Source organism: Bacillus sp. GMa5/1, from assembly GCF_050172015.1.
GTDB classification, from domain to species: domain Bacteria; phylum Bacillota; class Bacilli; order Bacillales; family Bacillaceae_G; genus Bacillus_A; species Bacillus_A cereus.
This window is the reverse complement of the sequence record NZ_JBNLYC010000399.1, coordinates 1-1,333: the sequence shown is the minus strand read 5'-3', so window position 1 is coordinate 1,333 and position 1,333 is coordinate 1. Positions and strand designations below refer to the sequence as shown.

Below are 1,333 nucleotides of genomic sequence, written 5' to 3'. Positions count from 1 at the left end.
GTTTAATTTATATTTAAAAAGTTCCTTTTCATAAAGACTTCCCTTATATGCTATACTCATTCTTAAATAATTGTATAAGGAATGTTAAAAATGGATGATAGATCGTCAAGACAATGGAAATTGCGACAAAAGTTAAGAGCACTGAAAACAAAAAACAGAAATGATACAAACCCTTTGTTTAATGAATGCCTTGAATCCCTAGGAAACGAAACTCTCATTTTCTCCCAAGAAAAAAGCCAGCAGATTGCTACTATTTTAATGAATTCATTTCCTATAACTGTCTCGGGAAGAATATATTGGGAACAGATAGATAACCAATTCATAGCTTCGAACAAAGAACAAATAATTTCCCTTATTAGAGCAAACCAACTAGATTTTGACGAACAGATTTTTATAATATGGGATAACTATGAAATCCCTGTAGTAAGTACAAATCTTGATAAAGTATTCCAATCACTAGTTGACGTTGATGCAGTCAGTTTTTATTACTGGCTATTAGACAAAGAATATAGATTCGTAATTGAAATAAATGATGAAGAATTGATTAGGGTTGGGTTTCGCTAATACTCTAAGCATATTTCCTCATTCTACTGATCTGCAAAATTTAAATTGTATTATTTATCAAAGACTTAAAATATACGAATGTCACGTAAACCGATTGGTGTTAATCATGTTTATGTTTATAATTACGTTGATTTGGATAACTTGCATTTATAAAATGTAAATGTTTTACAAATTCAAGTTAAACAAACATTGTTATATCAAGGTTTGTTTGACCTAACATGTTATATTCTTGATATAACGCCCTTAAATCGTTGCTCTATATTTTCAGATTGCTGTAAATCTATCCGTATATCACTTTTTCCTGCCCCCATATAAAGAGCGATATTTGAGGTGAATACTTTTGTAACAAATCGTGAAAGAATATATCCACATATACATCCGCCAGCTGAAATAACAACATATTTTGTTACATATAGTTTTTGAATATCTTTACTTGTAATGCCGATAGCTTTCATAACACTAATTTCCCGATAGTATTCTTCCATCAGTTAATGAATTAAGTGTTTTAAAAAGAGGATAAGTAATAGAGGGACCTTTTTGAGGTAAGTTCGATGACTGGTATAAATCTTCAAATTCATTTATCTAATTTACATCTGTTAACTGAAATTCAATAAGATATTCTCTTTCTCCCAAATTTCGTTTTAATCTTTCTAAGTCTTCATTGCTTATTACAAATCGCTTTGAACTAACGATTGATGGATTCATTTGAACATCACGAACACATGCTGATATCGTAAATTCTTGTTCTATATTATTTTTTATAATCCAT

Annotated in this window: 1 protein-coding gene and 1 pseudogene; one reads left to right on the top strand and one right to left on the bottom strand. The window is 29.6% G+C overall.

The window, feature by feature from the left end:
- Positions 1 to 90 precede the first annotated feature (90 nt).
- Positions 91 to 564, top strand: coding sequence for a hypothetical protein (locus ACQGSG_RS28940; protein WP_325842913.1), 474 nt, complete (start codon positions 91 to 93; stop codon positions 562 to 564).
- A gap of 287 nt (positions 565 to 851) precedes the next feature.
- Here the strand turns inward: ACQGSG_RS28940 and ACQGSG_RS28935 are convergent.
- Positions 852 to 1,333: pseudogene (locus ACQGSG_RS28935) on the bottom strand (ABC transporter permease); the annotation flags it as partial.

Excerpts from the sequence above, each read along its gene's own strand:
- ACQGSG_RS28940 (WP_325842913.1), top strand. The coding sequence starts at position 91 with ATGGATGATAGATCGTCAAGACAATGGAAATTGCGACAAAAGTTAAGA.